Below are 26,669 nucleotides of genomic sequence, written 5' to 3'. Positions count from 1 at the left end.
AGTCACTCCATGGGCACATCGGAGCGACTGATCGAGTCCACCCGGGAACTGCTCTGGGAGCGCGGATACGTGGGGACGAGCCCCAGGGCGATCCTGGAGCGGGCGGGCGCGGGCCAGGGCAGCATGTACCACCACTTCAAGGGCAAGCCCGATCTCGCGCTGGCGGCGATCCGGCGGACCGCCGAGGAGATGCGCGCCGCCGTCGAGGAGGTGCTGAACGGACCGGGCACCCCCTACGAGCGCATCGAGGCGTACCTCACGCGCGAGCGCGACGTGCTGCGCGGCTGTCCCCTCGGGCGGCTGACGATGGACCCGGACGTCATCGCGAACGACGCGCTGCGCGAACCCGTGGACGAGACGATCGACGCGATCCGCGAACTGATCGCCCATATCGTCGAAGAGGGCAAGGAACAGGGGCAGTTCGGCCCGGAGCTGGACGGCGAGGCGATCGCCGCCACCGTCGTGGCGACGGTCCAGGGCGGCTATGTGCTGGCCCGCGCGGCCGGTTCGCCGGCCGCCTTCGACGCGGGCGTCCGCGGACTGCTCTCCCTGCTCGCCCCCCGCCCGGTCCACCAGGAGGCCCCGTGCACGCCATGCAGTACGAGCTGACCCTGCCCGCCGACTACGACACGGACGTCGTCCGCGCGCGCGTGGCCCGCGTCGGGCGTCTGCTGGACGGCTGGTCGGGCCTCGGTCTCAAGGCGTATCTGCTGCGCGAGCGCGGGGTGCACGGCTCGCCGGTCAGCCAGTACGCGCCGTTCTATCTCTGGAACACGGTGGAGGGCATGAACGCCTTCCTGTGGGGCGCCGGGTTCCAGGGCCTGAGCGACGACTTCGGGCGCCCGGCGGTCCGCCAGTGGACGGGTCTGGCCTACGAGGAGGGGGTAGCCGCCGACGCCCCGGCCCGGTTCGCCGTACGGCGGCGCCGGCCCCTTCCGGACGGCGTCCCGGTCGCCGCCGCGGTGCGGGAGTCGGTGGACGAGGCGCGACGGCTGGCGCGGGAGGGCGGCGCGGTGCTCTCGGCCGCCGCCGTGGACACGAGCCGGTGGGAGAGCGTGCACCTGTCCCTCTGGGAGGACGCCCCGCCGAAGGCCGAGGGCGAGCTGTTCCAGGTGCTGCACCTGTCCGCGCCGGGGCGGGCCGCGCTCCCCGCGGGCCGCCAGTGGTGAGGTGAGGCCCGGGGGCGCGGGCGGAGACCGGCATGGGCGGTCGTGACCGGCGCGGGCAGTCGTGCGGCGCTCCGGGCAGGCCCGATCCTGTCGAAGCGTGGCCTGCCGGACCGCCGACGGAGGCCCGCACTCGCCCGACGATGGAGGGCGACGCACCGACCCCGACGAGGAGCACGTACCGCGATGGCCCTGGAGATGCGCGACCGCTGCGAACGCTGCACGACCGCCGCCCTGCCGCCTGACGGGGCGGCCCGGATCTGCTCCTACGAGTGCACGTTCTGCGTGCCGTGCGGGGAGGCCCTGGGCGGGGTGTGCCCGAACTGCGGCGGGGAGCTGCTCCCCCGGCCGCGCCGAGCCCCCGCCTGCTGACGGCAGGCCCCGGCCCTCGTCCACGCGCGTCCGCACGACCCGGCCCTCGTCCACGCGCGCCTGCACGACCCGACCCCGTCCGCGCTGATCAGCGTGCGGCCGTCCGTGTCCCGGCCGTACCGGGTGGACTCTCCCCCGGGATCGTCAGGCGGTGCCGTCGAAGCTGGCGAAGTAGGCGGCGGCCATGTCCTCGTCGCCGTGGCCCTGCGCGGCGGCCCGCTCCAGACGCTCTGCGCTCGCGGCCGCCACGTCCAGGCGGACGCCGTTCCCGCGCCCCGCCTCGACGATCAGCCGGGCGTCCTTGGCGGCCGTCGCGACCGCGAACTGGGCCGGCGTGAGCCGTTCGTCGAGGATCAGGGCCGCCTTCGCCTTCAGGTACCCCATGTCGAGCGGGCCGCCCTCGATCAGCGCGAAGAACGCCTCCGGGTCGACGCCCAGGGACTGCGCCAGGGCGAGCACCTCCCCGGTGGCGGCGGTGGCCGCGATCACCCAGCTGTTGGCCACCAGCTTGAGCCGCGTGGCGCTGCCCGCGCCGCCGTCCTCGCCGGTCCACACGGTTCGGGCGCCCACGGCGTCGAGGACGGGCGCGACCGCGGCCCGGCTCGCCGAGGGACCCGCCGCGAGGACGGTCAGCTGCCCGGCCTCGGCCGGCTGACGGGTGCCCAGCACGGGGGCGTCGAAGAACGCGAGACCGTGTGCGTGGGCGAAGGCCGCCAGTTCGGCCACGGCCTCGATCCCGGCGGTCGTCGACTGCAACCAGGCCGTGCCGGCGCGCAGGGCCGGAGCGGCCTCGCGCATCACCTCGAGGGTGGCGGGTCCGTCGTAGAGCACGGTCAGCACGACGTCCGCGCCCTCGACGGCCTCCGCGGGGGATGCGGCGACGTGCACGCGGTCCGCGGCGAGCGGCTCGGCCTTGGCGCGGGTGCGGTTCCAGACGCGGACGGTGTGGCCGGCCCGGGCGATGCTGCGGGCCATCGCGGCGCCCATGATGCCGGTGCCCAGGACGCTGACGGTCAGGTGGTCTGTCATGCCGTCAACCTACGTCCGCGCGCGGGTCAGCGGCGCCATTCCCGTGGCACGGCGGCCACCGGGGTACGGCGTTCGGCCGACAGGACTGACGACCCGTCACGAGCGCGTCGGCCCGGACCGGGTCGACGCCCGAGCCGAGCCGCCGGGCGGACGGACGCGGCGCGTCTCACGCCACGGCGAGCGCCCCCAGCGGGTCGTCCAGGACCGGCTGCCAGGCCAACTCGGCCGCGCCCACCAGGCTGTTGTGGTCGAGGGAGCAGGCGAGGATCGGCACCCCGCCGTTGTGGCCCCAGAGGCTGCGCTCGGTGACGACCGCCCGGAGCCGGTCGGGGTCCGCGGCGAGAAGGGTGCGGTGCAGTCCGCCGAGGATGATGCGGTCGGGGTTGAGGATGTTCACCAGCCCCGCCAGGCCCAGTCCCAGCCGGTCGATCAGGGCGTCGACGGCCATCCGGACGACCGGGTCGCCGTACTCCTCGCGAATCAGTTCGTTGGCCTGCTGGAGCAGGGAGCCCTCGGGTCCTGGATGCCGGCCGGCGGTGTTCAGCAGGGCGAGCGGATCGGCCTCCACGTCGAGACAGCCGCGGCTGCCGCAGTAGCAGGCCCGTCCTTCGGGGTTGACGGTGAGATGTCCGACCTCGAGGGCGAGTCCCGAACTGCCGGTGTGCAGACGGCCGTCCAGCACGAGCGCGCCGCCGACGCCCCGGTGCCCGGTGGCCACGCACAGCAGGTCGCGGGCGCCGCGTCCGGCCCCGTGTCGGTGTTCGGCCAGGGCGGCGAGGTTGACGTCGTTCGCCGCGAACGCGGGTCCGGTGACTCCGGCGGCGCGGGTCCGCTCAGCGAAGATCTCCCGCACGGGCGCGCCCGCGGGCCAGGCCAGGTGCAGGGGGTTGAGCGCCAGCCCTTCGGGTTCCGTGATCGCGGAGGGCACGGCGAGCCCGGCGCCCACGCAGCGCCGGCCGGTCCGCCGCAGCAGCTCCGCACCGGCGTCCACGGCCGCCCCGAGCACCTTCGCGGGGTCGGCGTCGACGGCCTCACAGCTGGGCGTGGTGGCGACGATCCGGCCGCCGAGACCGACCAGCGCGGCCCGGAAACCGTCGGCGTGGACCTGTGCCGCCAGGACGACCGGGCCGTCCTGCGCGACTTCGAGCCGGTGGGAGGGGCGGCCCTGCGAACCGGCGGCGGCGCCGGGCCGCGCGTCCACCCGGATCAGGCCCAGTGCGACGAGTTCGGCGGCGACCGCGCCGGCCGTCGCGCGGGTGACGCCGAGCTCGGCCGTGAGCACCGCCCGGGTGGGGGCCCGCCCGGTGTGCACGAGCTCCAGCGCGGGCCCGAGCGCACCGCGCCCCCGGTCCAGCCGCGCCCTCGAGGTGGTCCCTTCCCCCGCCGGCCGGGGGTCCGCCTTGCCGCTCATGAGGGCGAGTCTCCCATGATCCGCTGCTCAGCCGGCGTCGGGGAAGCCGCTCACCCGCAGGGTGATGTTCAGCCGTCCCGTCAGGCCCAGCGCGGGCGGGGCCGTCCCCGGCAGCACGCGTGGCACTCCGTGGTAGGCGAGCCGGGAGGGGCCGCCGAACACGAAGAGGTCGCCGCTGCGCAGCTCGACGTCGGTGTAGGGCCGCGTCCGGGTCCGCGGGTTGCCGAAGCGGAAGACGCAGGAGTCCCCGAGACTCAGGGAGACCACGGGCGCGTCGGACTGCTCGTCGGCGTCCCGGTGCATGCCCATCCTGGCGTCGCCGTCATAGAAGTTGACGAGCGCGATGTCGTAGGCGACCGCGCGGGACTCCTGCGGTCCGAGCGCGTCGGCCACCGCACGCCGGCCCAGCTCGTCCAGCCACTCGGGGAACGGCTTGACGGGCGTGCCGTCGCCGTCGGTGACCGTGCGGGCGTAGGCGTACGGACGCCAGTGCCAGCCCAGACAGACCTGGCGGGCCGTCATCGTGCCGCCGCCGGGCGTGCGGACCGTGCGCAGACCGGCCGGCGGACGGGCCCACTCCCGGCACGACCCGAGCAGCTCGCGCTGGCGGGCCGCGTCCAGCCAGTCGGGCAGGTGCACCGCTCCCGGCGCGACCTCCGCACGCCCACGGGGGAACAGCTCCGTGTCCATGAACCCATCCTCCCGCATCCCGGTGTCGCGGCCGTCCGACGGTGACACCGCGTCTGAGCTGCGGCTCGGCTAGCCTGACCACGATGAACGACCGTATGACGACGCCGTGGGGCGAGGTCGAGCTGGCCCGCCACCCCGAGGACCCCCGCGATCAGCTGCGCGCCTGGGACGCTTCCGACGCCTACCTGCTCAGACACCTCGCGGCGCAGGACGTCCCGCTGACCGGCACGGTGGTGGTGCTGGGCGACCGCTGGGGCGCGCTGGTGACGGCGTTGGCGGCGCACCGGCCGACGCAGATCACCGACTCCTGGCTGGGGCAGGAGGCGACCCGGGCCAATCTGGCGCGGGCCGGCGTCGAGACCGGTTCCGTGCGGCTGCTCACCACCCAGGACCCGGCGCCGGAGCGGATCGACGTGCTGCTGGTACGCGTCCCGAAGAGCCTCGCGCTGCTGGAGGACCAGCTGCTGCGGCTGGCGCCCGCCGTGCACGCGGGCACGGTCGTCGTCGGCGCGGGCATGGTGAAGGAGATCCACACCTCGACGCTGAAGCTCTTCGAACGGATCCTCGGACCGACCCGGACCTCCCTCGCCGAGCAGAAGGCCCGGCTGGTCTTCTGCACCCCCGACCCGTCGCTGAAGCGGCCGGCCAGCCCGTGGCCGTACGTGTACGACCTGCCCGGCGACCTGGGCTCGCCGCTCTCCGGCCGTCCGGTCGTCAACCACGCGGGAGTGTTCTGCGCCGACCGCCTCGACGTCGGCACCCGGTTCTTCCTCGGGCATCTGCCGAGCACCGGGGGCGACCGCCGAGTCGTCGACCTGGGGTGCGGCAACGGGATCGTCGGCACGGCGGTGGCGCTGGCCGATCCGCGGGCGGAGGTGCTGTTCACCGACGAGTCGTTCCAGGCGGTGGCGTCGGCGGAGGCCACCTACCGGGCGAACGGGGTGCCGGGGCACGCCGAGTTCCGGGTCGGGGACGGCCTTGCGGGCGTCGCGGACGGCAGCGTGGACGTCGTGCTCACCAACCCGCCGTTCCATTCCCACCAGGCCACCACCGACGCGACGGCGTGGCGCATGTTCACGGGGGCCCGGCGCGCGCTGCGGCCGGGCGGCGAGCTGTGGGTGGTGGGCAACCGGCACCTGGGCTACCACGTGAAGCTCAGGCGGCTGTTCGGCAACAGTGAACTGGTCGCCGGAGACCGGAAGTTCGTGGTGCTGAAAGCCGTCAGGCGAGGGTGAGTCCCGCCGCCGACGCCCGGGGTCAATACACCTAGGGCGTGTGGGCGAGTTCGATGTCGTGGTCGCTCACGTCGGCGCCGCCGAGGCTGACGTGATCGGCCCGGGGCGGGTAGCCGGCCGCGATGACCGTGTACGGGCCGTCGTCCAGGTCGGTGAAGGCGTACGTCCCGTCGCCGCCGGTCGTGGCGGTCGCCACGACATTGCCCACGGCGTCCACCAGGGTCACCCGGGCATCGCACACCGGAGCGCCCGCGGCGCGTACCGTGCCCCGCACCTGTGTGACGGGCCGCAGCTCGACGTCGACTGGGGTGAGACCGGCGACGCCGATCTCGACGGGCTGCGCCAGCGGCCGACGCCCCGGAGAGCTGACCGCGAGGACGACGTTCCCCGGCACCAGGTCGGCGACGGTGAACTCACCCTTGGCGTCGGTGCGTGCGGTGGTCAGGACATCGCCGTGCACGTCCATGACGACGACCACCGCCCCCGCCAGCGGCGCTCCGCCGTCCTGGGCCCGGACCGCGCCGACCAGACCGCTGGAGCCGCTGAGCAGCACGTCGTGCTGGACGGGCGCCGCCCCGACCACGACGGTCGCGGCCTGCGGCTGGTGGCCGTCGGCCGAGGCGATGAGCACATAGGCCCCCGCTGCGGGCGTCAGTTCGTAGGAACCGTCGAGGCCGCAGACCGCGCGGCCCACCTGGCGTCCGCCCAGCGAGATCAGCGTGACAGCGGCTCCGGCCACCGGCAGGCCCTCGGCGCCTCGCACCCGTCCGCGCACCGCTCGGCCGCCGCCCGCCGGCATGCCGTCGGCCAGTCCGGGAACCGTGGCCACGAGCTCCGCGACGGCACGGGCCAGCGGCACCGCCACGGCCGCCCCCGCCGCCCGCTCCTCCCCGGCCCCGCCGACGCCCCCGCCCGAGGACGGTACGGCCTGCGCTCCGGTGGACGGTACGGCCTGCGCTGCTGCGGTCGCGGTGCGCCGCCCTGGAAGGAACGCCGCGACGGCCAAGGCGAGGATCGCCGCTCCGGCTCCCGCCGCCATGACCACGTCGAACCCGTTGCCCGAGGGCAGTGCGCCGCCGAGGTCGTCGGTCATCCGGACCAGAACCACGCCGGCCACGGCGACGAAGACCGGCGCCGCCAGGGCGACGCCGACCCTGGGCGCCGCGCCCCCTTCCTCGATCCGGGCGGATCGGGTCTGCGCAGGGGACATGGGCCGGGCCTCCGTGGGGGGTGCGGTACTGCACGACTGCGCAGCATCCTAGGCCCACTTGATTTACTCAAGCAACTAGCATGTTCGGTGTGCGACGTGTGAAGGAACCGGGCAGGGAAACCCTGCCCGGAACCCCTTTCCCGTCCGTTACAGCGCTTGCTCCAGGCTGTCCGCCACCAGCTTCACGAACCGGCCGGGCTCCTTCGGCCGCCCGCCCTCGGCGAGCACCGCCAGGCCGTGCAGCAGCTCCGCCGTCTCCGCGAGACCGGAGCGGTCCTCGCGCTCCTGGTAGGCCTTGTTCAGACCCCTGACGAGCCCGTGCCCGGGGTTGAGCTCCAGGATCCGCCGGGCCCGCGGCACCTCCTGCCCCATCGCCCGGTACATGTTCTCCAGCGCCGGGGTGAGATCGTTGGCGTCGGAGACGATGCAGGCCGGCGACACCGTGAGCCGGGAGGAGAGCCGCACCTCCTTGACGTCCTCGTCCAGGTGCTCGTTCATCCAGGCGAGCAGACCGGCGTACTCCTCGCTCTGCTTCTCCCGCTCGCCGTCCGCCTGTTCGCCGCTCTCCCCGTCGAGGTCGACCTCGCCCTTGGCGACCGACCGCAGCGGCTTGCCGTCGAACTCGCCCACCACGTCGGCCCACACCTCGTCGACCGGGTCGGTGAGCAGCAGGACCTCCACTCCCTTCGCCCGGAACGCCTCCATGTGCGGGGAGTTCTCGATGCTCTGCCGGGACTCGCCGGTCAGGTAGTAGACGGCGTCCTGGCCCTCCTTCATCCGCTCGACGTAGCCGCGCAGGGTGGTCGGCTCGTCCACGCTGTGCGTGGTCGCGAAGGAGGAGACCGCGAGAAGCGCGTCGCGGTTGTCGGAGTCGGACAGCAGGCCTTCCTTGAGGACGGCGCCGAACTCCCGCCAGAACGTGGCGTAGCGGTCGGGCGCCGCGGTCATCATGTCCTTGACCGTGGACACGACCTTCTTGGTGAGCCGGCGCTGCATCATCCGGATGTGCCGGTCCTGCTGCAGGATCTCGCGGGACACGTTCAGCGAGAGGTCGGCGGCGTCGACCACGCCCTTGACGAAGCGCAGGTACGGCGGCAGCAGCGCCTCGCAGTCGTCCATGATGAAGACGCGCTTCACATACAGCTGCACACCGCGCTTGTAGCCCTGGTTGTACAGGTCGTGCGGGGCGTGCGAGGGCACGAACAGCAGCGCCTGGTACTCGAAGGTGCCCTCCGCCTGCAGCCGGACGGTCTCCAGCGGCTCGCGCCAGTCGTGGCTGATGTGCTTGTACAGCTCGTGGTACTCGTCGTCGGACACCTCGTCGCGCGAGCGCGCCCACAGGGCCTTCATCGAGTTCAGCGTCTCGGGAGCGGGCGCCGCGTCGTCGCCCTCGCCCTTCTTCGGGGTCATCCTGATCGGCCAGGTGATGAAGTCCGAGTAGCGCTTGACGATCTCCCGGATCGTCCACTCCGAGGCGTAGTCGTGCAGCTTGTCCTCGTCGTCCGCCGGCTTCAGGTGGAGGGTGACGGAGGTGCCCTGCGGCGCGTCGTCGACGGCCTCCAGCGTGTACGTCCCCTCGCCGCGCGACGACCAGCGGGTGCCGTGCGCCTCCCCTGCCCGCCGGGTGACCAGGGTCATCTCGTCGGCCACCATGAAACCGGAGTAGAAGCCGACGCCGAACTGTCCGATCAGCCCCTCGGCATTGCCCGCGTCCTGCGCCTCGCGCAGCTCCCTGACGAACTGGGCCGTGCCCGAGTTGGCGATGGTGCCGATCAGCCGCCCGACCTCGTCGTACGACATCCCGATGCCGTTGTCCCGCACGGTGAGGGTGCGGGCCTCGGGGTCGGTCTCGATCTCGATGTGCAGGTCGGTGACGTCGGCGTCGGGTGCGTCCTCCCGCAGCGCGGCGAGGCGCAGCTTGTCCAGCGCGTCGGAGGCGTTGGAGACGAGTTCGCGCAGAAAGACGTCCTTGTTCGAGTAGACCGAGTGGATCATCAGCTGCAGCAACTGACGGGCCTCTACCTGGAACTCAAACGTTTCGGTCGACATGGTTCGCGTGTTCCTCACAGGTTCCGAAAGAGCTCCTGAACTGGCGGAAGCCACTTTAGGACACCTTCTCGGGCTGCGTGGGCCGTGCTGCGCGATACTCCCCGCTCTCACGTGTGACGGGGCGTCAGCGCATCAGCGCGGCGCGCACGGTGAGGCCGTAGCCGACGCGGAGCCGGCGCAGTTCCCAGAGGGCGACCGCGGTGACCGACAGCGGGGCGCCCAGCAGAAGCAGGATCCGCACCGGCCCCGGAACGCCCTCGTACGCGCCGGTGAACGCGTCGATCACCGTCGTCTCCCACACCAGCACCAGCGCCAGCAGCGGCGGGACCGTCTCGTGGATGTCCGCGGTGCGGAACACGTGCACGAGCGACATCCCGACGCCGTAGACGACGAACGGCAGAACCCAAACGATCATGAACAGCGCGACGACGACGGTGATCACGGTCGTTGCGGGACCGGTTGCGAAACGTCCGTCGAGCAGGCCGGTCAGCACGGCCGCAGGGAACAGGGCGACCGCGGCGATGATCGCCACGATCGAGCCGAAGGGCTTGGCCGCCCGGCGCAGCAGCTCGCGACGGGCCGGCGGGCGCGCCGCACCGATCAGCGCGCCGACGACCAGGGGGAGGGTCACCGCGAGGACGAGGACGTTGTTCCAGGTCTGGTCCACCCGGTCGTCGGCGAAGTCCCCGACGGAGGCGACGAGTTTGTAGGAGATCATCACCCACACCACGGCGGTCAGTCCGACGGCGGTGCGGATCCGCTGCATGCGGGTGACCGCCGGATCGTCGACCCTGCCGGGCCGGGACGGCCGGAACACCGTACGGCCCACCGCGATCGGGCCGACGGCCCGCCACCACCTGCGGAACACGCCCACGCGGGGCGGCGGTTGCGGGAACGGCTGCGGCCCGTAGGGGCCGTGCGGAGGGTGGTATGGGTGGTGCGGCGGCTGTCCGCCCTGCTGGTTCCAGGCGTTCATGATGTCGGCTCCCCCGATGCGCTGCGCTGATGACGGATGCGCGCGGAAGCCTAGCGACCGCGTCGCCCAAGCATCGGGGCCGTGCGCGGATCAGCGCGGAATCTCCTTCACCTGTGCGAAGCCTTCCGTCGCTGTCCAGTCGAGCCGGGTCAGCGTCTCGGTGGAGTTCCTGGTGAAGAGCAGGCTCCGCGCGTCGCCGTCGCCCCGCGCGACCACCTTCGTCCAGCCGTCGAAGTCCTCGGTGAGCTCGGTGTCCCAGCGTCCGAGGTCCGCCGTGCCGACCGCGGCGATCGACTCGGTCGGCGGTTCGCCGTCGTAGCAGTAGACGCCCCAGTCCGCGATCACGGCGACCGTGTTCCCGAACGCCTTGAGCGTCAGGCTGTGACAGCGGTCCGTCGCGGTCGCGTACACCAGGCGGGGCGCGCTCCAGGCGCCCGTGTCGGCGTCCCGATGCCGCTCCACCAGTCCGCGTCCGACCGCGTACGACATGCCCACACGTCGGCCGTCGGCCAGGCGGACCTCCCCGTCGAAACGCGGGTCCGGGGAAGTGGACGGGGTCGGGTTCGGGGTCGGGGTCGGGGACCGAGTCGACGGGGCTTCGGCGACGGACCTCGTCGGCGGCGCGGTCCCCCCGGCTCCCGCGTCCGCCGCCCCCGTGCCCGCCGTCCCGCCGCAGGCCACCGCGAGGCCCGCCGCCATCGCCGCCGCGGCCAGGGCCCGCAGCGGATCACCGCTCATGCGCATCCCCCCATGGTGCCCCGTACGCCGAGCGCGACCACGACGGGCGGCCGTCAGTCCGTCAGCATTCTGGTCAGCACCGCGCGCTGCACCGGTCGCACGTCGCCGTGCAGCGCGCGTCCCTTTCCGGTGAGCGCCACGCGGACGCCTCTGCGGTCCTCCGCGCACAGGCCCCGCTCGACGAGACCGTCCTTCTCCAGGCGCGCGATGAGCCGCGACAGCGCGCTCTGGCTGAGATGGACCCGTTCGGCGATCTCCTGCACGCGGAAGCCGTAGGAGACGTCCCGTGCGGCCGAGTCGGCGAGGACGTCGAGCACCTCGAAGTCGCTGGCGCACAGCCCGTGTCGGTGCAGTGCCCGGTCGAGTGCGCACTGGGTGCGGGCGTGCAGGGCCAGCATGTCCCGCCACTGCTCCACGAGCGCTTGTTCGGCCTCGGACCCGTCCTGCTCCACCGCCATGGGGCGCACCGTAGCAGAGCACAAATTTCGTTGCACCTAAATTAAATGCGTTTGCATTCGATGCATACGCATGTACTGTCCTCGGCATGACCTCACCGCTTCCCTCCCCCGCGGTCCCGCTCCCCGAGGGCCGCTGGACCGCCCGGCTCTGGGGCACGCTCCTGGTGCTGTGCGCCGCGATGTTCCTGGACGCGCTCGACGTGTCCATGGTCGGCGTCGCCCTGCCGTCCATCGGCTCCGACCTCGGGCTCTCCACCTCGACACTGCAATGGATCGTCAGCGGCTACATCCTGGGTTACGGCGGACTGCTCCTCCTCGGCGGCCGCACGGCCGACCTGCTGGGCCGCCGCCAGGTGTTCCTGGTCGCGCTCGGCGTCTTCGCGCTGGCCTCGCTCCTCGGCGGCCTCGTCGACTCGGGCCCGCTGCTGATCGCCAGCCGGTTCGTGAAGGGGCTCAGCGCCGCCTTCACCGCCCCGGCCGGCCTGTCGATCATCACCACGACGTTCCCGGAGGGCCCGCTGCGCAACCGCGCGCTCTCCATCTACACCACCTGCGCCGCGACCGGCTTCTCGATGGGGCTGGTCCTCTCCGGCCTGCTCACCGAGGCCAGTTGGCGCCTGACGATGCTGCTCCCCGCCCCGATCGCGCTGGTCGCGCTGGCGGCCGGCCTCAAGCTCCTGCCGCGCAGCGACCGGGAGAAGAACCACAACGGCTACGACGTCCCCGGCGCCGTCCTCGGCACCGCGTCGATGCTGCTGCTCGTGTTCACCGTGGTGCAGGCCCCCGAGGCGGGCTGGACGTCCGTCCGGACACTGCTGTCCTTCCTCGCCGTCGCCGTCCTGCTGACCGTCTTCGTCCGCGTCGAGCGGCGCTCCGCCGGGCCGCTGATCCGGCTCGGCGTACTGCGCTCGGGCAGCCAGATCCGCGCCCAGCTCGGAGCGATGGCCTTCTTCGGCTCCTACGTCGGCTTCCAGTTCCTGGCCACCCTGTACATGCAGACGCTGCTCGGCTGGTCCGCGCTGCACACGGCGCTCGCCTTCCTGCCGGCCGGCGCGCTGGTGGCGGTGTCCTCGACCAAGGTCGGCTCGATCGTGGACCGGTTCGGCACCCCCCGGCTGATCGCTGCGGGCTTCGCGTTGATGGTCGCCGGGTACGCGCTCTTCCTCCGCGTCGATCTCCATCCGGTCTACGCCGCCGTCGTCCTGCCGTCGATGCTGCTGATCGGCGCGGCCTGCGCGCTGGTCTTCCCCTCGCTCAACATCCAGGCCACCAACGGCGTGGCGGACCACGAGCAGGGCATGGTCTCGGGTCTGCTCAACACCTCGGTGCAGGTGGGCGGAGCGATCTTCCTCGCCGTCGTGACGGCGGTCGTGACCGCGGGCGCTCCCGCCGACCCCACCCCGCAGGCCGTCCTCGACAGCTACCGCCCCGGACTGGCCGTGGTGACGATCGTCGCCGCCGCCGGTCTTCTCATCACTCTCCCCGGCCTGCGCACCCGGCGCGCCCGGAACTCCGTCGTCGTCGCCAAGTCCCTCTCGACGGCAGCGGAGTTCGAGTCGGAGGCGGAGTCGGTAGGGGCCCGGGACTGATCCGGCGCCCGAAAGCGCCGTCCGCAACGGGACGTCCGGCGGGGTCGATTGCCGCGCCGGGCGTTCGCCTGTGACACTCGGCCCCATGGACGGACACGGGGGACGGCGGACACAGGCCGAGCGGGACGCGATCACCGTCGAGATCGGTTACGCGCTCGTCAGCGCCGTGTTCGCCGCGGCGGTGGTCTTCGGCGCGGTCGCGGGCCCGGCGCTGCTGTTCGACCTGCCGGGCCTGGCGGAGACATGGCTGGTGCGGGCGGCCCTCGTGCTGGCCCCGGTGCTGTTCGCGGCCCGGGTGGTCTCCGTGCTGCTCCGCTTCAGGCCGGGCGCTCAGCCCAGCCAGCCCGGGCGGACCAGCCCCGACTCGTAGGCGAGGACGACCAGTTGGGCCCGGTCCCTGACGCCCAGCTTCACCATCGTGCGGCTGACGTGCGTTTTGGCGGTGAGCGGGCTGACGACCAGCCGGCGGGCGATCTCCTCGTTGGACAGACCGATGCCCACCAGGGCCATCACCTCCCGCTCCCGCTCGGTGAGCCGGCCCAGCGTGTCCTGCGTGGCGGGCTCCTTGGAGCGGGCCGCGAACTCGGCGATGAGCCGGCGCGTCACCCCTGGAGAGAGCAGTGCGTCGCCGGCCATGACCGCCCGCACCGCGCGCAGCAGTTCGTCCGGCTCGGTGTCCTTGACCAGGAAGCCGGAAGCACCCGAGCGGATCGCCTCGAACACGTACTCGTCGAGTTCGAAGGTGGTGAGCATGACCACCCTGACCTGGCCGAGGGTCTCGTCGTCGGTGATCCGGCGGGTGGCGGCCAGGCCGTCCAGAACGGGCATCCTGATGTCCATCAGGACGACGTCGGGCCGCAGTTCCCGCACCGCGCGCACGGCCTCCTGCCCGTCCGCGGCCTCGCCGGCCACCTCGATGTCGGGCTGCGCGTCGAGCAGCGCCCTGAATCCCGCCCGGACCAGCGACTGGTCGTCGGCGAGCAGTACGCGGATCACCGGTCCTCCCTCGTTCCCCGATCGCTCCCGGCCGTCGCGGGCAGCACGGCCAGCACCCGGAATCCGCCGTCGGGCCGCGGCCCCGCCTCGATCGTGCCACCCAGGGCCGCGGCCCGCTCCCGCATTCCGGCGAGACCGTTGCCGCTGCCGCCCGCGTCGGCGCCGGTCGCGGGGCCGTCGTCGTCGATCCACAGCCGCAGCGTCGTGCCGCTCGCGTCGAGCCGCACGCGCGCGTGCCGCGAACCGGAGTGCCGTACGACGTTGGTCAGGGCCTCCTGGACGATGCGGAACGCGGCGAGGTCCGTGTGCGGCGACAGCCGCGGCGGCCGTCCGCTCACGTCGACCGTGAGGCCGGCCCGCGCCGCCTGATCCACCAGTTCGGGCAGCCGGTCCAGGCCGGGCGCCGGGGCTCGCGGCGCGTCCCCCGGTGCGCGGAGGGCGTCCAGCACCTGGCGCACCTCGCCCAGCGCCTCCTTGCTGGCGGACCTGATGGCGCCGAGCGCGGTGCGCGCCTGCTCGGGGTCGGAGTCGAGGAGCGCGAGACCCACGCCCGCCTGCACGTTGATCACCGAGAGGCTGTGCGCGAGGACGTCGTGCAGTTCACGCGCGATCCGCAGCCGCTCCTCCCCGGCGCGCAGCCGCTCCTCCCCGGCGCGCCGCCGGGCCGCCTGGGCGCGTTCGGCCCGCTCACGGGCCCACTGCTCACGCCGGCTCCGGACCAGCTCCGCGAGCGCCACGATCGCCACGGCCCAACCGGCGACGACGAGTTCCTGCCCGAAGGGGGCCGGATCGTCGCCGTCGGGCGGCAGCCACCGGTACCACCAGTGCGCGACCAGCAGATGCACGGCCCACAGCATGCCCAGAGCCGTCCAGGCGGCCCGGCGGTGCCCGGAGGCGACCGCCGCGAAGCAGGCCACCGCCACGGTCAGGAAGACCGGTCCGTAGGGGTAGCCCGCGCCGAGATAGAGCGCGACGGCCGCAGCGGCGCCGAACACGACGGCCACGGGGTACCGCAGGCGCCACAGCAGGAGCCCCGAGGCGGCCACCAGCAGCACGCGCGCGAAGACGTCGAGGGAAGCACGCTCGTCTTGTTGCGCACGGGCTGCGAAGGCCGAGCCCGCGAGCACGACCACGGCGACGAGCGCGGTCGAGGGCCACGGCAACCGGGCGGAGCCGGACGCCGTGTCGTCCTCGCCGTCCGGCGGCACCGCCCACCGCCCCTGCCCGCGCCCCCGCCAGCCGCGCTGCCACGGGGACGCCCCGCGCGAGCGCCGCCCTCGTCGCTGCGGGTCGGCGCCCCCGCCCACCTGCTCTCCGTCCATGCCCGCCACGCTAGACGCGGCCGGCCCCGCCCGACGTCCGCCGTGCGAGGTGATCGGCCGTACTCCCCCGGCAGTACGACTGGGGAACGGATGGCGCGCGCACGGCGGCCGGTCGCCCGTCGGCCGTGTCGGCAACACCGCGGGACGGCCGCAGGTCGCCTGCGGGTGGTGTGCGGGTCGCCTGCGAGTCGCGTGTGGGGTGCCTGTGGCTCACGCCTCTAGCGCAGGCCCACCTCGCGGGCCAGGCGGGTCACCGCGTACCGGAAGAAGGGCTCGCGTTCCTCCACGACGCGGTGGAACTGCCCGAAGAGCTCGAACCCGACCAGCCCGTACAGCTGCGCCCACGCCGCCACGAGCGCGGCGACCGCCCCCGGCGGGAGATCGGGGGCGAGGTCCGTCGCCATCCGCACCGCCTCGGGGACCAGGTCGTCCGTCAGGAGCGGTACGTCCAGCCGGTCCTCGCGGCGCGCGTCCCGCACGATGCCGATCAGGAGGAGGCCGACCCGGGCGGCGGAGGGGACCGTCGTCTGAGGGGCGCTGTAGCCGGGCACCGGCGAGCCGTAGATCAGCGCGTACTCGTGCGGATGCCCGAGCGCCCAGACGCGCACCGCTTCGCCGACCGCGACCCAGCGCTCCACTGGCGCGGCGTCCGCGACAGCCGTGTGCGCGGCCTCCGCGCTCTCGCCGAGGGAGTCGTAGGCGTCGATGATGAGCGCGGTGAGCAGGTCGTCGCGGCTCGGGAAGTACCGGTAGAGCGCCGAGGAGACCATGCCGAGTTCACGGGCCACGGCCCGCAGCGAGAGCTTGGCGGCGCCGTCGGACGCCAGCTGTCTGCGCGCCTCCTCCTTGATGGCGGCGGTGACTTCGATCCTGGCCCGGGCCCGTGCGCCTCGAACGGTGTTGCTGCTCATGTCCGCAGTGTCCCACGGAACCGGATCGGTGCACACAATCGTGAGCAGCGCACAAAAAAGAGAGCACTGCTCTTGCAATGGCGGACCGCACTCAGGCACACTCGTCAGTAGCGAGAGCAGTGCTCACACTTTTCGCCTCAGGAGGCAGCAGCCATGTCGACCCACGTGCAGAAGCCCGGCTGGTTCACCGTCAACGTCTTCAACCGTGCGGTGGCCTGGCTCACCCGTCGCGGTCTCAGCGTGTGGGGGTCCAGGGTGCTGGCCGTCCGCGGCCGCAGGAGCGGCGCCTGGCGGACCACCCCGGTGAACCTGCTGACCGTGGGCGGACAGCAGTACCTCCTCGCCCCGCGCGGCCACGTCCAGTGGACGCACAACATGCGCGCGGCGGGCGGCGGCGAGCTCCACCTCGGCAGATCCGTGGAGGAGTTCACCGCCGCCGAGGTGACCGACGACGACAAGCCGCCGCTGCTGCGCGCCTACCTCAAGCGCTGGAAGGCCGAGGTCGGCGTCTTCTTCAACGGGGTGGGCCCCGACTCCTCCGACGCCGAACTGCGCCGTATCGCCCCCGACCACCCGGTGTTCCGGATCACGGTCACCGGCCGCCGTTCCTGACGGAAACCGTCAGGAACCGCTCTCCTCGGCCGACGGCGCCGGCGTCGACGCCGGTTCCGCCGTGGCCGCGATCCGCCGGTCCATCGCGGTCAGCGCGCGCTGGGCCATCGGATGGGACCGGACGAGTTCGCCCAGCGTCGTCCGGCCACGCGTGATGTCGGTGAACGCCCGCCAGGCCGGCCGGAAACCGGTGAGCGCCGCGTGGAACAGCCCGGGACGGCGCTCGAACGCGGCCAGCATCCGCTTGCCGACGCTCATCTCGACACCGAGACCCGCCTTGACCGCGAAGGCGTAGTTCAGCGCCTGGCGGCGGGCGTCGACCGCGTCGTGCGACTCGGCGATCCGGACCGCCCACTCGCCCGCGAGCCGGCCAGAGCGCAGGGCGAAGGAGATGCCCTCGCGCGTCCACGGCTCGAGCAGCCCCGCCGCGTCCCCGCAGACCAGCACCCGCCCGCGCGAGAGCGGTGAGTCGTCCGCCCGGCAGCGGGTCAGATGACCGGAGGAGATGCTCGGCTCGAACCCGGCGAGGCCGAGCCGCCCCACGAAGTCCTCCAGGTAGCGCTTGGTGGCCGCGCCTTCGCCGCGCGCCGAGATCACGCCGACGGTCAGCGTGTCCCCCTTGGGGAACACCCAGCCGTAACTGCCCGGCATCGGGCCCCAGTCGATGAGGACGCGGCCCTTCCAGTCCTCGGCGACCGTGTCCGGCACCGGGATCTCCGCCTCCAGGCCGAGGTCCACCTGGTCGAGCTTGACGCCGACGTGCGCTCCTATCCGGCTCGCGCTGCCGTCCGCCCCGACCACCGCGCGCGCCAGCAGCGTCTCGCCGCCCTGCAGGACGACGGCGACCGAGCGCCGGTCCGGCACCGCCGAGCCGTGCTGTTCGACGCGCTGCACCGTCACTCCGGTGCGCAGCTCGGCGCCCGCCTTCTGGGCGTGCTCCACCAGCTGCTGGTCGAACTCGGGCCGGTTGATCAGCCCGAACAGCATCTGCCGGGAGCGGCGCGTCCGGGTGAAGCGCCCGTTGTTCGAGAACGTCACCGCGTGCACGCGGTCGCGGAACGGCAACTCGAATCCGGGCGGCAGCGCGTCCCGGGAGGGGCCGATGATGCCGCCGCCGCACGTCTTGTAGCGGGGCAGTTCCGCCTTCTCCAGCAACAGCACGCGCCGCCCCGTGACCGCGGCCGCGTAGGCGGCCGAAGCCCCCGCGGGTCCCGCGCCCACGACCACGACGTCCCACACCTGCCGGGCGTCGTCCGCCGAAGAGTTCTCGTCGTCCGCCGCAGAGTTCTGGCTGCTCACGATGGTCTACTGCTCCCGATCAAGCCGCTTGCCGCACCTGTCCCCCCGCATCCTACGGCGGAGATCGTCACGGTCCGATGACGGTCCGCTGTGGCAGGATCGGCGGCGTGCGCGCCCCCACCCGGCAGGCGCGTACGCTCGCACGGTCCCTCGAACGGACCAGTGCCACCCTGTACAACGTCGCACCCACAAGGAGCGTGCCCATGTCGTCGAATCCGGTCGCCGAGACCGTCGCCTCGCTGATGCCCAGGGCGCGGGCGGAGCTCACCGAACTGGTGGCTTTCGCGTCGGTGGCGGACTTCGACCAGTTCCCGAGGAGCGAGAGCGAGGCCGCCGTCGACTGGATCTCGGCGGCCCTGCGGGCCGAGGGCTTCCAGGACGTGACCGCGCTCGACACTCCCGACGGCACCCAGTCGGTCTACGGCTGCCTGCCCGGCCCGGCCGGCTCCAGGACCGTCCTGCTCTACGCTCACTACGACGTGCAGCCGCCGCTGGACGAGGCCGCGTGGACCAGCCCGCCCTTCGAACTGACCGAGCGGGACGGCCGCTGGTACGGCCGCGGCAGCGCCGACTGCAAGGGCGGCGTGATCATGCACCTGCTCGCGCTGCGCGCCCTCAAGGCGAACGGCGGCGTGCCGGTCACCGTCAAAGTGATCGTCGAGGGCTCCGAGGAGCAGGGCACCGGCGGCCTGGAGCGGTACGCGGAGCAGCACCCCGACCTGCTGGCGGCCGACGCGATCGTCATCGGCGACGCGGGCAACTTCCGCGTCGGTCTGCCGACGGTCACCTCCACCCTGCGCGGCATGACCATGCTGCGGGTGCGGATCGACACCCTCGAGGGCAACCTGCACTCCGGTCAGTTCGGCGGCGCGGCCCCCGACGCGCTGGGCGCGCTGATCCGCGTCCTGGACTCGCTGCGCGCCGAGGACGGCTCGACGACGGTCGACGGCCTCACCGACGACTCGCGGTGGGAGGGCCTGCAGTACGACGAGGCGCAGTTCCGCCAGGACGCCAAGGTGCTGGACGGCGTCGGCCTCATCGGTTCCGGCACGGTCGCGGACCGCATCTGGGCCCGTCCCGCCGTGACGGTTCTCGGCATCGACTGCCCGCCGGTCGTCGGGGCCACCCCGTCCGTGCAGTCGAGCGCCCGCGCGCTGATCAGCCTGCGCGTGCCGCCGGGCGTGGACGCCGCCGAGGCCACGAAGCTCCTCCAGGCCCACCTGGAGACGCACACCCCGTGGGGAGCGCGGGTGAGCACCGAGCAGATCGGCCAGGGCCAGGCGTTCAGCGCCGACACCACCAGCCCGGCGTACGCGGCGATGGCCGAGGCGATGGCCGTCGCCTACCCGGGCCGGGAGATGCAGTACGCGGGCCAGGGCGGATCCATTCCGCTGTGCAACACCCTCGCCGGCCTCTACCCACGGGCGGAGATCCTGCTGATCGGCCTGAGCGAGCCCGAGGCGCAGATCCACGCGGTCGACGAGAGCGTGTCCCCGCAGGAGTTGGAACGGCTGTCGGTGGCGGAGGCCCTGTTCCTGCGCCGATACGCGGCCAGCTGATCCACCGTACGGATACCGCCGGGGGCGAGGATGTCGCGGCCTGCCCGCAAAAGGGTGCGGACCGACCCGCGCAAGGAGCGGACCGACGCGGGAGGGCCGTCCGGGGCGAGGGCGGCGTCCTCACCGGGACCCGTCAAGTCGGCCGCGCCCAGCGGTCGACGGCCAGCGGTCGGGGCCCACTGGTCGGCCGCCGACCGAGGGGCCCGCTACACCACGGTCGCCGACATCACGGCCCGGACGCCGTCCCACGGCTGCCCCGCGAGCGCCGGGTCTGTCGAAGGCGGTTCCGCGAGCAGAGGCGGACGGAAGACGGTTCCGGGCGCAGGGATCAGCGGAAGGCGGTTCCCGGAGCGGGGACGGGCGGAAGACGGTTCCCGCAGCGGGAGCCGGCGGAAGGCGGTTCCCGGCACGGAGACGGGCCGCAGGCGGTTCCCGACGCAGAGGCCCACGGAAGACGGTTCCCGGCACGGGGCGGCGGGAAGCGGTTCCGAGCGCGGCGGTCGGCAGAAGACGGTTCCCGGCAGAGGGACGCCAGAAGACGGTTCCCGATGCAGAAACCCCCGAAAGGCGGTTTCCGGAGCGGGGGCCGACAGAAAGCGGTTCCAAGCACAGAGGCCGAAGGAAAGCGGTTCCTGGAGGGAAAACCGGCGGAAAGCGGTTCCCACGCCGAGGTCCGGCCCGAAAGCGGTTCCGCGCGTGATAGTCGGCCGAAAGCGGTTCCGCGTGTAGGAGCCGGCCGGAAAGCGGTTTCGGGCTCAGCGCGAGCTGATCTGTGACCTGGCGGCGACCGTCTCTAGCGGAGGGCCGCAAGGCCGTTCCCGGCGGCGACGTTCTCTGCGGGGCGTGTCGTGGTCCGACCGCGCCGCGCTCACCCCTGCGGAACGCCGGCTTCGAGGTAGTGCGCGGCCCCGCGTTCACGGGCCCGCAGCGCCCACCGCAGTCGCTGGTAGCGGACCGGCGGCAGCAGGACGGCGGCTTCCTCCTCCGTGACGAAGCGCCAGGCACGCAGTTCGGGGCCGGGCAGCAGCAGCCCTTCGACGGCGGCGGCGTCGAGCCGCCCGCCGTCGAAGAGGAGGCGCAGGCCCCCGTAGCGCGGCGGTGCGGGCCGCTCCCAGTCGACGACGAGCAGCCGGGGCACGTCCGCGAGCCGGATCCCGGTCTCCTCCTCGACCTCGCGGATGCCGGCGCGCGCGGGCGCCTCGCCGGGTTCCACCACACCGCCGGGAAACTCCCAGCCGGGCTTGTAGGTCGGGTCGACGAGCAGCACCCGGTCCTGGTCGTCGAAGAGGAGCACCCCGGCGGCCAGGGTCTCGGCGGTGGGCTCGGGGGTCTGCACGATGTCGCAGGCGGACGCGGCGCCGCTGCCGACGGCCTCGGCGATCCGGAGGGCGGTCTCGTGGGGGGTGAGGACGCCGTTGTCGACGAGGTGGGCGTCGGCGGTGAGCCAGGACGCGAGGGCCGCGCGGTAGGGCTCGATGTGGTCGTAGGACCACTGCCGGACCCGTATCTCGCCGTCGGGGAGGTCCGCGGGGATCTCCCGGCCGGCTATCCGCTCGCGCAGGATCGTTTCCGCCGGGGCGAGGAGCACGTGTCGGACAGCGATGCGGCGGGCCGCGAGACCGCCGAAGATCTCGTCGCGGTACTCCTGCCGCAGCAAGGTCATGGGGACGACGAGGGTTCCGCCCAGGTCGGCGAGGAGCGCGGCCGCCGTGTCGATCACGAGGCGTCGCCAGACCGGCAGGTCCTGATAGTCGCCGACCTCGGCGAGACGCTTGGGCGGCAGCAGGTGCGGGAGCGCCGCGCCGACGACCTCGGGGTCGAAGAGCGTGCTGTTCGGGATCAGGTCGATCAGTTCCCGTGCGGTGGTCGTCTTTCCCGCACCGAACGCGCCGTTGATCCAGACGACGGTCACGGTTCCCCCTCTTCTGTTGGCCCCCTGTGGCTTGCCCGCTCCACCCTGCCACGGAAACCAGTTCGCGTTGAGAGCCCGCGAACGCGCCGACGCCGGCGCCCCTCGCGGTGGGGCGCCGGCGTCGTGGCCTCGGCTCGGGGGCGTCCGTCAGTCGGCCTGGCCGAGGGCGTCGTCGTCCACGGCGAGGCTGTCGCTGGAGAGGGTGTGGTCGAGGGAGCTGAGCGTGTCGTTGACGTTCAGTCCGTCGAGGTCGTCGGCGGCCAGGCCGTGCGAGGGGCTGATCGCGGCGACGACGAAGCCGGTGGCGAGGGAGGCGATGGCGAGCATGCTGCGCTTCTTCATGCGCGGATCAACTGCGCGGGCGGGCCCGGAGTCACGCCCGCCCCGCAATCCGTTCGCGCGGTCCGCCGGCCGGCGGTGAGAATGCCGTGGTCGCCGACGTCACCGAGGAGTCATGTCATGGGAGTTGCGTCATGAGCAGTGCGCCCCACGCCCACGCCAGCCTGGACGGGCTCGTGACGGGAGACGCGTTCGGCGACGCCTGGTTCACCCGCTCCGACGAGCCCGCCGAGGAGCTGTGGGCGGCCCGTGAGCCGCGGCCCGCACCCTGGTCGTGGACGGACGACTCGGCGATGGCCTTCGTGCTGTTCGCCCATCTGACGGCTCACGGAGAGGTCCGGCCGGGCGATCTGGCGAGCGAGTTCGCCGCCGAGTACGGCCGCGACCCCGGCCGCAAGTACGGCCCGTCCATGCACGGCGTGCTGCGGCGCGTCGCCGAGGGCGAGGACTGGCGCGCGGTGACTGCCGGTCAGTTCGGCGGGCAGGGTTCGCACGGCAACGGCGCCGCCATGCGGGTCGCCCCGCTCGGCGCCTGGTTCCGGGGCGACCCGGGCGCGGCCCGCGAGCAGGCCCGGCTGTCCGCGCTGGCGACCCACGCCCATCCGGAGGCGGTCGCGGGCGCGGTGGCGGTGGCCGTCGCCGCCGCGCTGGCGGCCGGCCTCGAGGGCCGGGACGTCCCGCCGCGTGCCGCGTTCCTGCGGGAGGTGGCCGGTCATCTGGCGGACGGCGACGTCCGCTCCGGGCTGCTGGTGGCGGCCGGCCTGCCCGGGCACACCTCGGTGCGTCACGCGGCGTCCGTGCTGGGCTCGGGCCGGCTCATCTCCGCCGCGGACACCGTGCCGTTCGCCCTCTGGTGCGCCGCGGGCCATCTGGACGATCTGCCCGAGGCGCTGTGGCAGACGGTCGGCGGATGGGGCGACCGCGACACCACCTGCGCCGTCGTGGGAGGAGTCGTCGCGGCCCGCACCGGCACCGCCGCAGTTCCGGCGGCGTGGCGTGCGGCCCGCGAGGACATCCCCGCCCGGAGCGGCTGGGACCCGCTCGTCGCGGCAGGGGTGGGCATCGACTGAGGCCTGCCCCCGCCGCGGACCTGCGATCCGTGAAGCGGGGGTGACGGCACGGACCCACAGGAACACCGACGCCCGCGCCCACGCGTGGCCACCGGCACCAGCGCCCACACGCGCGGCCACCAGCGTCAGCACCGGCACGGAGGACGGGGACGCCCGCCGGAACGTTCCTGCCTTCTCCCGTCAGACGTCAGACGTCAGACGCCCGCAGCCGTGGCGCCGACCCCCGCTCCGGTCGCCGCCAGCGCGGCCGCGGCCGCTCCCACCAGGCCCGCGTCCGTGCCCATCTGCGCGGGCGTCACCGTCAGACGCCGGACGAAGGAGAGGGTGGCGTAGTCGCGCAGGGCCCGGCGCAAGGGAGCGAAGAGCACCTCGCCCGCCTTGCCGACGCCGCCGCCGATCACCGCGATGTCGATCTCGACCAGGGTGGCGGTGGCCGCGATGCCGGCGGCCAAGGCCTGGGCGGCCCGTTCGAAGGAGGCCACGGCGACCGGGTCGCCCGCGCGGGCGGCGGCGGCCACCGAGGCCGCGGAGACGTCGCCGTCGGGTCCGGGCTGCCAGCCGTTCTCCCGTGCCCGTCGGGCGATGTTGGGGCCGCTGGCGATGCGTTCCACGCAGCCGCGCGCTCCGCACGGGCACGCGTCGCCGTCGAGTTCGACGCTGATGTGGCCGATGTGACCCGCGTTGCCCGTGGGCCCCGTGTGCAGCCGGCCGCCCAGGACCAGGCCGCCGCCGACGCCGGTGGAGACCACCATGCACAGCGCGTTGTCGTGGCCGCGCGCGGCGCCCTGCCAGTGCTCGGCCGCCGTGATCGCGACGCCGTCGCCGATCAGTTCGACCGGCAGCCCTCCGGTCGCCGCCCGGACCCGCTCGACCAGCGGGTAGTCCCGCCAGCCCGGCACGTTCACCGGGCTGACCGTGCCCGTGGAGGCGTCCACCGGGCCGGCGCTGCCGATGCCCACGGCGTGGACGCGATCCCATCGGGGGGACGCCGTCAGCTCTCCCAGCACCCCCTCGACGGCCCGCATCACGGTGTCGCCGCTCTCCTGCGCAGGCGTGGGCCGCTGGGACCGGGCCAGGATCGCTCCGGCGCCGTCCACCAGCGCTCCGGCGATCTTGGTGCCGCCGATGTCCAGCGCGGCCACGAGGTCGGTCTGCATCAGTCTGGGTTCTCCCCGTCCACCATGGAAAAGAGCTGGCCGGTCCAGCGATCGGGGACGCGGCCGGAGTTTGCGACGGACAGTGTCCCCTGCGGCTGACAACGTTGTCCAGGCTCTATGCTCGACGCCACATCCTCATACAGACCCAGGCGTGACGCACCCTCGCGCGCAGCATTCTGTGGAACTGGTGCGTGACGGCCGCCCGTGGACCGACAGGACAGGACACAGCATCGTGCCCGAGACGCACCGCCGGCCAGAGAATCGTTACGGCAACCGTCCCACCATGAAGGACGTGGCAGCTCGGGCCGGGGTCGGCCTCAAGACCGTGTCGCGCGTGGTGAACGGCGAGCCCGGGGTCACGCCGGAGACGGAACGGCGCGTCCAGGAGGCCATCGAGGCGCTCGGCTTCCGCCGCAACGACAGCGCGCGGGTGTTGCGCAAGGGCCGCACGGCCAGCATCGGGCTGGTCATGGAGGATCTGGCCGACCCGTTCTACGGGCAGCTCAGCCGCGCGGTGGAGGAGGTGGCCCGGGCGCACGGGGCGCTGCTCATCAACGGCTCCAGCGCCGAGGACCCGGACCGCGAGCAGGAACTGGCGCTCGCGCTCTGCGCCCGACGGGTGGACGGACTCGTGATGATCCCGGCCGGGGACGACCACAGCTATCTGGAGCCCGAGATCAAGGCGGGGGTGGCCACGGTCTTCGTCGACCGGCCCGCCGGGCGGATCGACGCCGACTGCGTCCTGTCGGACAACTTCGGAGGAGCCCGGGAGGGCGTGGCCCATCTGCTGGCGCACGGCCACCGCCGGATCGGCTTCATCGGCGACATGCCGCGCATCCACACCGCCGCCGAACGTCTGCGCGGCTACCGTGCGGCGATGGAGGACGCCGGGATACCGGTCGAGGACGCATGGACGTCCCTGGGGGCGACCGATCCGGCGCGGGTGCGCCGGGCGGCCGAGGAGATGCTGTCCGGGCCGGCGCCGGTGACGGCGGTCTTCTCGGGCAACAACCGGGTGACGGTCACCGTGATCCGGGTGCTCGCCGAGCAGCCCCGCAGGACGGCGTTGGTGGCCTTCGACGACCTGGAGCTCGCCGACCTGCTGCAGCCCGGTGTCACCGTGGTCGCCCAGGACGCGGCCACGCTCGGGCGTACCGCCGCGGAACGCCTGTTCCGGCAACTGGACGGCACCCTGCTCGTGCCCGAGCGGATCGAGCTGCCCACCCGGCTCGTCGCGCGCGGCTCGGGCGAGCTGCCGCCGGCGGACTGAGGCGGTCGTGGACGCCCGCGGCGCACGCCGCACCCTGGAGGAGCTGGGGCTCGCCGAGGCTCCGAGCGACCGCCCGCTGAGCTATCCGGGGGTGTGGCCGACAGGGTCCGGTCTGCTGGACGGCGACGAGTGGCTGCCGCTGGACCGGCTGACGCACCCGGGACGGACTCCGGTGGTGGCCGTCGGCTCCAACGCCAGCCCCGCCCAACTGCGGCACAAGCTGGCCGCGTTCGACGTGTCCGCCGCCGTCCCGATGACGAGGGCGCGGGTGACGGGCGTGGAGGTGGGGGTGTCGGCGCATGTCAGCCGGGCCGGATACGTGTCCGCGTCCCCCGTCCACGCCCCCGCCGCCACGAGGGAGCTGTTCGTCGTCTGGCTGGACGCCGGGCAGCTCGAGGTCCTCGACGCGACCGAGCCGAACTACGACCGGGTCCTGCTGCCGGCGCCCGGGTTCCGGGTCGAGCTGGAGGACGGCGAGCCGCTCCTCGACGCGTTCGCCTACGTGAATCATCATGGCGTGCTGCACGACGGCTCGGGCGTTCCGCGCCGCCATCCCGGGCAGCGTGCCCTGCTCACGGAACTCCTCTCGGAGTCGGCCGAGTTGCGGCGGCTGTTCGGCGTCACGCCGGAGGAGTTCTGCGCCCGGGCCCGGGGCGACGCTCGGCGCTGCGAGGAGGGCAGGCGGGTGTTCGCACGGGAGAAGTGGGTGACCGCGTCCGGTCTGGAGCATCTGCGCGTCCGTTAGGGTGATCGAACGGCGTCGCGTGTCGGTCACCGGCCGGGTGAGGCATGGAGGCGCCCGTGAGTTTGCCTTACGGAGGCATTCACACATGTCAGTCGAGTTGAACCACACCATCGTCCATTCCCGTGACAACCGCGAGTCCGCCGAGTTCCTCGCCCACATCCTGGGGCTCGAAGTCGGTTCCGAGTGGGGCCCGTTCGTCCCGGTGGCCACCGGTAACGGGGTCACCCTGGACTTCGCCGCCGTCCCGGCGGAGTCGATCGTCATGCAGCACTACGCGTTCCTCGTCTCCGACGAGGAGTTCGACGCCGCGTTCGAGAGGATCGAGCGGGCGGGGATCGCGTACTTCGCCGATCCGCACGGCAGGCAGCCCGGCGAGATCAACCATCACCACGGCGGCCGGGGCGTGTACTTCATGGATCCCGCGGGGCACGGGATGGAGATCATCACGACCCCGTACACCTTTCCCGCGCAGTAGCGGCGCCTGAGGCGGCCGGCCGGGCGCAGGGGGCGTTCGTCGACCAGCGGGACGACGGCCACCCGGCGCGGCCGGCCCG

27 protein-coding genes are annotated in these 26,669 nt (G+C 73.3%); 12 read left to right on the top strand and 15 right to left on the bottom strand.

Annotated features, from left to right (window positions below):
* Positions 1-9: 9 nt before the first annotated feature.
* The 3 genes from ABT300_RS18290 to ABT300_RS18280 all read left to right on the top strand — a co-directional run bounded on the left by ABT300_RS18290 (position 10) and on the right by ABT300_RS18280 (position 1,538).
* Positions 10-609, top strand: a complete 600-nt coding sequence (locus ABT300_RS18290) for a TetR/AcrR family transcriptional regulator (protein ID WP_351676561.1) — start codon at positions 10-12, stop codon at positions 607-609.
* Positions 585-1,169 (top strand): DUF4865 family protein, encoded by a 585-nt coding sequence (locus ABT300_RS18285; RefSeq protein WP_351676558.1) that lies wholly within the window; start codon positions 585-587, stop codon positions 1,167-1,169. The genes ABT300_RS18290 and ABT300_RS18285 overlap by 25 nt, the downstream gene beginning before the upstream one ends.
* 183 nt (positions 1,170-1,352) lie before the next feature.
* A complete protein-coding gene (locus ABT300_RS18280) occupies positions 1,353-1,538 on the top strand; it encodes a DUF1272 domain-containing protein (protein WP_351676556.1) in 186 nt (61 codons plus the stop codon).
* Positions 1,539-1,682: 144 nt separating this feature from the next.
* Here ABT300_RS18280 and ABT300_RS18275 read toward each other — a convergent pair whose 3' ends face one another.
* From ABT300_RS18275 to ABT300_RS18265, 3 genes are all read right to left on the bottom strand, one after another.
* A complete protein-coding gene (locus ABT300_RS18275; protein ID WP_351676553.1) occupies positions 1,683-2,567 on the bottom strand; it encodes an NAD(P)-dependent oxidoreductase in 885 nt (294 codons plus the stop codon).
* Between the two features lie 166 nt (positions 2,568-2,733).
* A complete protein-coding gene (locus ABT300_RS18270) occupies positions 2,734-3,978 on the bottom strand; it encodes an ROK family protein (protein ID WP_351676550.1) in 1,245 nt (414 codons plus the stop codon).
* Positions 3,979-4,005: 27 nt separating this feature from the next.
* On the bottom strand, positions 4,006-4,668 hold the full coding sequence (locus ABT300_RS18265) for an alpha-ketoglutarate-dependent dioxygenase AlkB family protein (RefSeq protein WP_351676547.1): 663 nt from the start codon (positions 4,666-4,668) through the stop codon (positions 4,006-4,008).
* An 83-nt stretch (positions 4,669-4,751) separates the two neighbouring features.
* On the opposite strand from ABT300_RS18265, the gene ABT300_RS18260 reads away from it, so the two are divergent.
* On the top strand, positions 4,752-5,903 hold the full coding sequence (locus ABT300_RS18260) for a methyltransferase (protein ID WP_351676544.1): 1,152 nt from the start codon (positions 4,752-4,754) through the stop codon (positions 5,901-5,903).
* A 31-nt stretch (positions 5,904-5,934) separates the two neighbouring features.
* On the opposite strand, the gene ABT300_RS18255 is transcribed toward ABT300_RS18260, so the two are convergent.
* The 5 genes from ABT300_RS18255 to ABT300_RS18235 all read right to left on the bottom strand — a co-directional run bounded on the left by ABT300_RS18255 (position 5,935) and on the right by ABT300_RS18235 (position 11,334).
* Complete coding sequence (locus ABT300_RS18255) at positions 5,935-7,113, bottom strand: MSCRAMM family protein (protein ID WP_351676542.1); 1,179 nt, start codon at positions 7,111-7,113, stop codon at positions 5,935-5,937.
* 147 nt (positions 7,114-7,260) lie between these two features.
* Positions 7,261-9,162, bottom strand: coding sequence for a molecular chaperone HtpG (htpG, locus tag ABT300_RS18250; protein ID WP_351676539.1), 1,902 nt, complete (start codon positions 9,160-9,162; stop codon positions 7,261-7,263).
* Positions 9,163-9,286: 124 nt separating this feature from the next.
* Complete coding sequence (locus ABT300_RS18245) at positions 9,287-10,138, bottom strand: hypothetical protein (RefSeq protein WP_351676537.1); 852 nt, start codon at positions 10,136-10,138, stop codon at positions 9,287-9,289.
* A 90-nt stretch (positions 10,139-10,228) separates the two neighbouring features.
* The gene (locus ABT300_RS18240; RefSeq protein ID WP_351676534.1) at positions 10,229-10,876 is read right to left on the bottom strand and encodes a hypothetical protein; all 648 of its coding nucleotides are present in this window, start codon (positions 10,874-10,876) and stop codon (positions 10,229-10,231) included.
* A 53-nt stretch (positions 10,877-10,929) separates the two neighbouring features.
* Positions 10,930-11,334, bottom strand: a complete 405-nt coding sequence (locus tag ABT300_RS18235; RefSeq protein WP_351676531.1) for a MarR family winged helix-turn-helix transcriptional regulator — start codon at positions 11,332-11,334, stop codon at positions 10,930-10,932.
* A gap of 86 nt (positions 11,335-11,420) precedes the next feature.
* On the opposite strand from ABT300_RS18235, the gene ABT300_RS18230 reads away from it, so the two are divergent.
* The gene (locus ABT300_RS18230) at positions 11,421-12,923 is read left to right on the top strand and encodes an MFS transporter (protein ID WP_351676528.1); all 1,503 of its coding nucleotides are present in this window, start codon (positions 11,421-11,423) and stop codon (positions 12,921-12,923) included.
* 85 nt (positions 12,924-13,008) lie between these two features.
* Complete coding sequence (locus ABT300_RS18225; RefSeq protein ID WP_351676526.1) at positions 13,009-13,293, top strand: DUF6332 family protein; 285 nt, start codon at positions 13,009-13,011, stop codon at positions 13,291-13,293.
* On the opposite strand, the gene ABT300_RS18220 is transcribed toward ABT300_RS18225, so the two are convergent.
* The 3 genes from ABT300_RS18220 to ABT300_RS18210 form a co-directional block, all read right to left on the bottom strand.
* Positions 13,254-13,919, bottom strand: coding sequence for a response regulator transcription factor (locus tag ABT300_RS18220; RefSeq protein ID WP_351676524.1), 666 nt, complete (start codon positions 13,917-13,919; stop codon positions 13,254-13,256). The two genes, ABT300_RS18225 and ABT300_RS18220, sit on opposite strands and share 40 nt — an antisense overlap.
* Positions 13,916-15,241: a sensor histidine kinase gene (locus ABT300_RS18215; RefSeq protein ID WP_351676522.1), complete on the bottom strand. Its 1,326-nt coding sequence runs from the start codon at positions 15,239-15,241 to the stop codon at positions 13,916-13,918. Before ABT300_RS18215 ends, ABT300_RS18220 begins: the two co-directional genes overlap by 4 nt.
* 218 nt (positions 15,242-15,459) lie before the next feature.
* Positions 15,460-16,152: a TetR/AcrR family transcriptional regulator gene (locus ABT300_RS18210; protein WP_351676520.1), complete on the bottom strand. Its 693-nt coding sequence runs from the start codon at positions 16,150-16,152 to the stop codon at positions 15,460-15,462.
* 153 nt (positions 16,153-16,305) lie between these two features.
* Between ABT300_RS18210 and ABT300_RS18205 the strand changes: the two genes are divergently transcribed.
* Positions 16,306-16,764 (top strand): nitroreductase family deazaflavin-dependent oxidoreductase, encoded by a 459-nt coding sequence (locus ABT300_RS18205; RefSeq protein ID WP_351676518.1) that lies wholly within the window; start codon positions 16,306-16,308, stop codon positions 16,762-16,764.
* A 9-nt stretch (positions 16,765-16,773) separates the two neighbouring features.
* Here the strand turns inward: ABT300_RS18205 and ABT300_RS18200 are convergent, their stop codons facing one another.
* Positions 16,774-18,063, bottom strand: a complete 1,290-nt coding sequence (locus tag ABT300_RS18200; protein ID WP_351676516.1) for a geranylgeranyl reductase family protein — start codon at positions 18,061-18,063, stop codon at positions 16,774-16,776.
* Positions 18,064-18,266: 203 nt separating this feature from the next.
* On the opposite strand from ABT300_RS18200, the gene ABT300_RS18195 reads away from it, so the two are divergent.
* Positions 18,267-19,622 carry a dipeptidase gene (locus tag ABT300_RS18195; RefSeq protein ID WP_351676513.1) on the top strand — a complete coding sequence of 452 codons (1,356 nt, stop codon included), beginning with the start codon at positions 18,267-18,269 and terminating at the stop codon, positions 19,620-19,622.
* Between the two features lie 868 nt (positions 19,623-20,490).
* Here the strand turns inward: ABT300_RS18195 and ABT300_RS18190 are convergent.
* Both ABT300_RS18190 and ABT300_RS18185 read right to left on the bottom strand, forming a co-directional pair.
* Positions 20,491-21,534, bottom strand: a complete 1,044-nt coding sequence (locus ABT300_RS18190) for an NUDIX hydrolase (RefSeq protein WP_351676510.1) — start codon at positions 21,532-21,534, stop codon at positions 20,491-20,493.
* 147 nt (positions 21,535-21,681) lie between these two features.
* Positions 21,682-21,876: a hypothetical protein gene (locus ABT300_RS18185; RefSeq protein WP_351676508.1), complete on the bottom strand. Its 195-nt coding sequence runs from the start codon at positions 21,874-21,876 to the stop codon at positions 21,682-21,684.
* A 131-nt stretch (positions 21,877-22,007) separates the two neighbouring features.
* On the opposite strand from ABT300_RS18185, the gene ABT300_RS18180 reads away from it, so the two are divergent.
* Positions 22,008-22,943: an ADP-ribosylglycohydrolase family protein gene (locus ABT300_RS18180; RefSeq protein ID WP_351676505.1), complete on the top strand. Its 936-nt coding sequence runs from the start codon at positions 22,008-22,010 to the stop codon at positions 22,941-22,943.
* 194 nt (positions 22,944-23,137) lie between these two features.
* Here the strand turns inward: ABT300_RS18180 and ABT300_RS18175 are convergent, their stop codons facing one another.
* Complete coding sequence (locus ABT300_RS18175; RefSeq protein WP_351676502.1) at positions 23,138-24,100, bottom strand: ROK family protein; 963 nt, start codon at positions 24,098-24,100, stop codon at positions 23,138-23,140.
* 232 nt (positions 24,101-24,332) lie between these two features.
* Between ABT300_RS18175 and ABT300_RS18170 the strand changes: the two genes are divergently transcribed.
* The 3 genes from ABT300_RS18170 to ABT300_RS18160 all read left to right on the top strand — a co-directional run bounded on the left by ABT300_RS18170 (position 24,333) and on the right by ABT300_RS18160 (position 26,590).
* Complete coding sequence (locus tag ABT300_RS18170; RefSeq protein WP_351676499.1) at positions 24,333-25,370, top strand: LacI family DNA-binding transcriptional regulator; 1,038 nt, start codon at positions 24,333-24,335, stop codon at positions 25,368-25,370.
* Positions 25,371-25,377: 7 nt separating this feature from the next.
* On the top strand, positions 25,378-26,115 hold the full coding sequence (locus ABT300_RS18165; RefSeq protein WP_351676497.1) for a hypothetical protein: 738 nt from the start codon (positions 25,378-25,380) through the stop codon (positions 26,113-26,115).
* A gap of 85 nt (positions 26,116-26,200) precedes the next feature.
* Complete coding sequence (locus tag ABT300_RS18160) at positions 26,201-26,590, top strand: VOC family protein (RefSeq protein WP_351676494.1); 390 nt, start codon at positions 26,201-26,203, stop codon at positions 26,588-26,590.
* The last annotated feature ends 79 nt before the right edge of the window (positions 26,591-26,669 follow it).

Source organism: Streptomyces sp. NPDC001027 (genome assembly GCF_040299045.1).
Lineage (GTDB): Bacteria > Actinomycetota > Actinomycetes > Streptomycetales > Streptomycetaceae > Streptomyces.
The sequence above is the reverse complement of the archived record's forward strand: the minus strand, read 5'-3'. Positions and strand labels throughout refer to the sequence as shown.

What these genes read in the sequence shown, in the direction of transcription:
- ABT300_RS18275 (WP_351676553.1), bottom strand. Translation starts at nt 2,567, where the DNA reads ATGACAGACCACCTGACCGTCAGCGTCCTGGGCACCGGCATCATGGGC.
- ABT300_RS18215 (WP_351676522.1), bottom strand. Translation starts at nt 15,241, where the DNA reads ATGGACGGAGAGCAGGTGGGCGGGGGCGCCGACCCGCAGCGACGAGGG.
- ABT300_RS18245 (WP_351676537.1), bottom strand. Translation starts at nt 10,138, where the DNA reads ATGAACGCCTGGAACCAGCAGGGCGGACAGCCGCCGCACCACCCATAC.
- ABT300_RS18225 (WP_351676526.1), top strand. Translation starts at nt 13,009, where the DNA reads ATGGACGGACACGGGGGACGGCGGACACAGGCCGAGCGGGACGCGATC.
- ABT300_RS18280 (WP_351676556.1), top strand. Translation starts at nt 1,353, where the DNA reads ATGGCCCTGGAGATGCGCGACCGCTGCGAACGCTGCACGACCGCCGCC.
- ABT300_RS18260 (WP_351676544.1), top strand. Translation starts at nt 4,752, where the DNA reads ATGAACGACCGTATGACGACGCCGTGGGGCGAGGTCGAGCTGGCCCGC.
- ABT300_RS18230 (WP_351676528.1), top strand. Translation starts at nt 11,421, where the DNA reads ATGACCTCACCGCTTCCCTCCCCCGCGGTCCCGCTCCCCGAGGGCCGC.
- ABT300_RS18240 (WP_351676534.1), bottom strand. Translation starts at nt 10,876, where the DNA reads ATGAGCGGTGATCCGCTGCGGGCCCTGGCCGCGGCGGCGATGGCGGCG.
- ABT300_RS18185 (WP_351676508.1), bottom strand. Translation starts at nt 21,876, where the DNA reads ATGAAGAAGCGCAGCATGCTCGCCATCGCCTCCCTCGCCACCGGCTTC.
- ABT300_RS18265 (WP_351676547.1), bottom strand. Translation starts at nt 4,668, where the DNA reads ATGGACACGGAGCTGTTCCCCCGTGGGCGTGCGGAGGTCGCGCCGGGA.
- ABT300_RS18180 (WP_351676505.1), top strand. Translation starts at nt 22,008, where the DNA reads ATGAGCAGTGCGCCCCACGCCCACGCCAGCCTGGACGGGCTCGTGACG.
- ABT300_RS18160 (WP_351676494.1), top strand. Translation starts at nt 26,201, where the DNA reads ATGTCAGTCGAGTTGAACCACACCATCGTCCATTCCCGTGACAACCGC.
- ABT300_RS18210 (WP_351676520.1), bottom strand. Translation starts at nt 16,152, where the DNA reads ATGAGCAGCAACACCGTTCGAGGCGCACGGGCCCGGGCCAGGATCGAA.
- ABT300_RS18255 (WP_351676542.1), bottom strand. Translation starts at nt 7,113, where the DNA reads ATGTCCCCTGCGCAGACCCGATCCGCCCGGATCGAGGAAGGGGGCGCG.
- ABT300_RS18235 (WP_351676531.1), bottom strand. Translation starts at nt 11,334, where the DNA reads ATGGCGGTGGAGCAGGACGGGTCCGAGGCCGAACAAGCGCTCGTGGAG.
- ABT300_RS18290 (WP_351676561.1), top strand. Translation starts at nt 10, where the DNA reads ATGGGCACATCGGAGCGACTGATCGAGTCCACCCGGGAACTGCTCTGG.
- ABT300_RS18175 (WP_351676502.1), bottom strand. Translation starts at nt 24,100, where the DNA reads ATGCAGACCGACCTCGTGGCCGCGCTGGACATCGGCGGCACCAAGATC.
- htpG (WP_351676539.1), bottom strand. Translation starts at nt 9,162, where the DNA reads ATGTCGACCGAAACGTTTGAGTTCCAGGTAGAGGCCCGTCAGTTGCTG.
- ABT300_RS18195 (WP_351676513.1), top strand. Translation starts at nt 18,267, where the DNA reads ATGTCGTCGAATCCGGTCGCCGAGACCGTCGCCTCGCTGATGCCCAGG.
- ABT300_RS18205 (WP_351676518.1), top strand. Translation starts at nt 16,306, where the DNA reads ATGTCGACCCACGTGCAGAAGCCCGGCTGGTTCACCGTCAACGTCTTC.
- ABT300_RS18270 (WP_351676550.1), bottom strand. Translation starts at nt 3,978, where the DNA reads ATGAGCGGCAAGGCGGACCCCCGGCCGGCGGGGGAAGGGACCACCTCG.